Source organism: Bradyrhizobium guangdongense (assembly GCF_006483445.1).
Taxonomy (GTDB): Bacteria; Pseudomonadota; Alphaproteobacteria; order Rhizobiales; family Xanthobacteraceae; genus Bradyrhizobium; species Bradyrhizobium guangdongense_A.
This window is the reverse complement of the sequence record NZ_PPPT01000268.1, coordinates 1-4,846: the sequence shown is the minus strand read 5'-3', so window position 1 is coordinate 4,846 and position 4,846 is coordinate 1. Positions and strand designations below refer to the sequence as shown.

The 4,846-nt window shown below is 66.8% G+C and carries 6 protein-coding genes; all 6 read right to left on the bottom strand.

Features of this window, described 5'->3' with window-relative positions; genetic code table 11:
* On the bottom strand, positions 1-116 hold a 116-nt coding region (locus C2U70_RS31295; protein WP_140982488.1), incomplete at its 3' end, for a DUF2076 family protein.
* Between the two features lie 123 nt (positions 117-239).
* On the bottom strand, positions 240-1,085 hold the full coding sequence (locus C2U70_RS31290; protein WP_140982487.1) for a ChbG/HpnK family deacetylase: 846 nt from the start codon (positions 1,083-1,085) through the stop codon (positions 240-242).
* Positions 1,082-2,128, bottom strand: a complete 1,047-nt coding sequence (locus C2U70_RS31285; RefSeq protein ID WP_140982486.1) for a glycosyltransferase family 2 protein — start codon at positions 2,126-2,128, stop codon at positions 1,082-1,084. The genes C2U70_RS31290 and C2U70_RS31285 overlap by 4 nt, the downstream gene beginning before the upstream one ends.
* Positions 2,129-2,209: 81 nt before the next feature.
* Entirely contained in the window at positions 2,210-3,187 is a 978-nt protein-coding gene (gene hisG / locus C2U70_RS31280; RefSeq protein WP_140982485.1) for an ATP phosphoribosyltransferase, read from the bottom strand.
* Between the two features lie 4 nt (positions 3,188-3,191).
* Positions 3,192-4,343 (bottom strand): ATP phosphoribosyltransferase regulatory subunit, encoded by a 1,152-nt coding sequence (locus tag C2U70_RS31275; RefSeq protein WP_140982484.1) that lies wholly within the window; start codon positions 4,341-4,343, stop codon positions 3,192-3,194.
* Positions 4,344-4,444: 101 nt separating this feature from the next.
* Positions 4,445-4,846: RsmE family RNA methyltransferase (locus C2U70_RS31270; protein ID WP_140982483.1), on the bottom strand; the 402-nt coding region annotated here is incomplete at its 5' end.

Sequence of the window (4,846 nt, the reverse complement as noted above, 5' to 3'; positions counted from 1 at the left end):
GCCTTGCGCAGGCCGTCGGACATGGCAGCGACCGCGTCGGGATCGCGCGGCGCATTCTCCAGTTTCGAAAGCCGGTCGAAAAGCTCGTCAACGAGCTGGCGTTCCTGCGGCGTCATCTTGTCTCTCCATCGCGCCAATCAAGCGCGCCGAAGATGTAAGGTTCCAATGTGGCGTCAACAGAGGCGGCCGGATTAAATTTCGGTATGCGACAAGGTGCGCGGGACCTTGTTTCGGCCCGTTCATCCCAGTGTCATGTTGTTTTCCGCGAGCAGGCGCGCAAATCCGTCGCCGGCCAAATAAGCATGCTCACGCTCGCGCACGTCCGTCATCGGATCGAGGCTCCGCAAGACGTCGTCGACGAAGCCGGGATGGCACATCACGAGGCCGCCTTCCGGCAGGCCTGCGATGAACGTCCGCATCAACTCGCCGAAGTCGGCGTTGCGGGTGAAGTCGTAGGCGCCGGCGAAGGCGGGATTGACCGAAAGGTTAGCTGCCGTCGCGCGCTTGCGGAATTGCGCGCTCAGGACATCGAGCACCACCGCTTTCGGCGACGCGAGCCGCCTCGCCAAAGGCAGGTTACGCCCGCCCTGACGCACCCAGGCATTTGGCGCGGCCTCGCGGACCGCGTCGATAAAACCATCGCGGATCTGCGGATAGAGCTGGGTGTGCTGATGGCCGTCGACGAAATCGGGTGCGCGCCCGAAGGCCTGGGCGAAGGCCGCGAGCTGGGTGGCGATCTCGGCGCGAAAGATCTCGCGGTCGAGCCGGCGCGCCAGGCCCGCGCGCAGCAGCTTTGGAAAGTCGAAGAACATGTCGCCGTCGAGCGGGCGGAAATACATGGTGACGGGGCGGAATGGCGCGGTCAGCGTCACATGCAGGCCGATCGCGCAGCGCGGGCTGGTCTTCGCTGCGGCCTCTAGCGCGTCGATCTCGCTGCGGTCGATCGCGGGGCCGACCATCATCACGGATGTGGCGTTGAGGCGGCCGCGTTCGATGAGGTCGCGGATGCCGCTGTTGACGCCGGGGCTGATGCCGTAATCGTCGGCGCAGAGCCAGATCGGCCGCGGCGTCGCCGCCGCGTTCATTCGGCTGCCGTCCGGCTGGACGCATCGTCCGCCTTGTCGGCCTCGAACTGCTTCTCGCTGTGCTCGGCGACGAAATAGATCGGTCGTGCCTTCAGCTCGGACAGGATCTTGCCGATATATTCGCCGACGATGCCGATCATGATGAGCTGCACGCCGCCGATCGTCATCAGCCCGATCACCAGCGAGGGATAGCCCGGTACCTGCTTGCCGGTCGTGAAGACTTCCCACAGGATGGAGAGGCCGAACAGGAAGGCGCCGCCGGCGAGGATCACACCCAGCAGGCTGGCAAAGCGCAGGGGCGCCACCGAGAACGAGGTCAGGCCCTCGATCGACAGGCCGAGCAGCCGCGTGGCGTTGAACGTGGTCACGCCATGGGAGCGCGGGGCCGGCTCATAGTCGACGCGGATCTGGCGGAAGCCGATCCAGCTCGCGAGCCCCTTGAAGAAGCGGTTGCGTTCGGGAAGCTGCCGGAGTGCGGCGACAGCGCGCGGCGACAGCAGGCGGAAGTCGCCGGCGTCCTCCGGGATCTTCTGCCGTGCGCCCCAATTGATCAGCGCGTAGAAGCCGTGCACGGCCTGGCGCCGCAGGAACGACTCGTTGTCGCGATGGGCTTTTGCCGTATAGACGACGTCGTAGCCGTCCTCGATCCAGTGCTTGACGAGCTGCTCGACCAGTGCGGGCGGATGCTGGCCGTCGCCGTCCATGAACATCACGGCGCCGCGCCTGGCGTGGTCGAGGCCCGCCATCAGCGCGGCCTCCTTGCCAAAATTGCGCGACAGCGAGACGACCTGCACGTCGATCGCCTCGGCGGGCAACGCGCGCGCGATCGACAGCGTCGTGTCCGCACTGCCGTCGTCGACATAGACGACCTCGCAAGCCAGGCGATAACGCTGCCGCAGGGTCTTTGCGAGCTCGCACAGCCGCTGGTGCAGCGAGGCGAGCCCACCAGCCTCGTTGTAGACGGGGACGACAATCGACAGCCCCTTGGCCGCGGCGCTCGCGGCTGTGGTCGTCAGGCTGGAAACGTCAGTGCCCAAATTCATCGATTCAAGTCCAGGTCATCCGTTGAACAGCATATGGTAGCTGCTGCCACCTGTCGCTACGCTGAACGGCTCCACGGGGGCTTACTGCCCCAGGAACGCCTCGAGCCTGGCGAATAGCGGGTTCTCGCGGTCGAACACGTAGTCGAGCGACACCACCGACACCGTCTCGGCGCCATGATCGCGCAGGAAGCTGCCGAGCGCATAGAGCTTTGACGGCGGGCAGTGCAGCGTCAGCATGCCTGACGATGTCGGCCCCCCGAACGGGGCGACCACGCCGAACCGGCTGTGGGCTTCCGCGAGCAAGGCGGTATCGCATTCCCGGAAGCGGGTCCGGACCTCGCGGTATTTATTGGCCCGCGCCCGCGCCGCGATGTGATCCAGGATCACGCGCGCGGCTTCGCGGGCACCAGGCGACCAGTCGGCGTCTTTCGAGGCGACCAGATTGGCCTGGCTGCGCAGCATCACACCGTCATCCAATACCTTCAGCCCGTTGGCGGCGAGCGTCGCGCCTGTCGTGGTAATGTCGACGATCAGCTCGGCAGTGCCGACCGCCGGCGCGCCCTCGGTCGCGCCGGCACTCTCGACGATGCGGTAGTCGACGATGCCGTGGCTCGAGAAGAACGCGCGGGTCAGGTTGATGTATTTGGTCGCGACCCGCATCCGGTGGTGATGCTGTTCGCGAAAACCCGTCGTGACGTCGTCGAGATCGGCCATGGTGCGGACGTCGATCCAGGCCTGCGGGACCGCGACGACCACATTGGCACTGCCGAAGCCGAGCCCGTCGATCAGCAAAACCTTCTTGTCGGCATTCGGAATGCTCTCGCGCACCAGGTCTTCGCCGGTGACGCCGAGATGCACCATGCCGCGCGCCAATTGCGAGGCGATCTCGCTCGCGGACAGATAAGCGATCTCGACATTGTCCATGCCTGCGATGGTGCCGCGATAGTCGCGGGCACCCCCGGGCTTCGACAGCGTCAGTCCCGCACGCGCGAAAAAGGCTTCGGCGTTTTCCTGCAGGCGGCCTTTTGAGGGAACGGCCAGAACGAACGGCGCGCTCATGATCTTACGCTCCCACCTTGCGGCCGATCCGGGCCAGCGCATCGACCCAGACCGAGAAGCCGACCGCGGGGATCGGGGAGGTCGCGCCGAGCTGGGTCATCAGCCCGTCATAGCGGCCGCCGGCCACCAGCGGCTCGACGCCGTTGCCCCTGTGGTGCACCTCGAATTCGAAGCCGGTGTAATAGTCGAGCCCGCGGCCGAACGAGGTCGAGAAGCGCGTCTCCTTCACGTCGATGCCGCGTGCCGCCATGAAGCCGACCCGGCTTTCGAGCTGGTCGATCGCCGCATTGATGTTGAGCCTGGTCTCGGCGGCGAGCGCGCGCAACTCGGCGACCGCATCGTCCGGATTGCCTGAAATGGCGAGGAAGCGCTTCAGCACGTTGAGCGCCTCACGCGGCAGCGCGCCGCCCTTCAGCGTCGATTGCTCGAGGAAGCGGTCGGCGATCTCGGCCGTGGTGCGTCCGCCGACATTGGTGGTGCCGGCGATCGACATCAGATCGGTGACGAGCGCGAGCGCGGCCTTGCGGTCGGAGCCGGCGAGCGCTGCGAGCACGCCCTCATATTCGTTGCGGGTTGCAGATGTCGCGACCGTGAGCCGCTCCAGATCCTGCTCCAGACTGATCTTGCGGTTGAAGTCCTTGATCAGCCGGCGGCGCCACACCGGGAAGAGATCGAGCGCATCGATCAGGGCGTTGAACAGCGCCACGTCGCCGGTGCGGATCTCGACATCGTTCACGCCAAACGCAGAGGTCGCTTCCAGCGCCAGCGCCAGCATCTCGGCGTCGGCGGCGGCACGGTCCTGCCGGCCGAAGGATTCGATGCCGGCCTGAAGGAACTCGCTGGGGCGGCCGCCGCGGTAACGAAACACCGGACCGAGATAGCTGAACCCGGCCGGCTGGCCGGCCTGGCCGGAGGCGAGGTAGTCGCGGGCGACCGGAATGGTCAGGTCCGGGCGCAGGCAAAGCTCTTCGCCTGTGAGGTCGGTGGTGAGATAGAGGCTCTTGCGGATGTCCTCGCCGGAGAGGTCGAGGAACGGCTCGGCCGGCTGCAGGATCGCGGGCTCGGCCCTGACGTAACCGGCCTGCGCGAACGACAACAGCAGCGTATCCGCCCAGGCGGCGGAGCCGGCAGCATTTTGGGTGGCAGGCGCGGTCATCACGAGGTCCGGTTTCCCGGCGGAACCGGGGGAGGGAGGGCTTGTTGGCGCTGCCCTTAGCATGGCCCGTGGGAGGTTTCGACCTCCAAAGGATCAATCGCTTAACGGTCGGCCAACACGTTTTTGTCGCCCCAATCGCCGAGCGCCGCCTGCACCAGCGCCAGTGCGGCCACCGCGGCCGTGTCAGCACGCAGGATCCGCGGGCCCAGTGCCAGCCGCAGGATGTGCGGCTGGCGGAGCAGCAGCGCGCGCTCCTCCTCGGCAAAGCCGCCCTCGGGCCCGATCAACACGTCAATGCCATCAGCCGCCTCGCGCGCGCCCCGCAGGGCGGCGATCGGGTTGTCGCTATCAGCCGCCTCGTCGCAAAACACCAGCAGGCGCTGTGCGCCGCGCTGGCCGAGATAGCGGTCCAGGGCCAGGGGCTCTGCCACCGCGGCGAGGCTCAGGATGCCGCATTGCTCGGCGGCCTCGACGACGTTGGCGCGCATCCTGAGCCTCGCCGC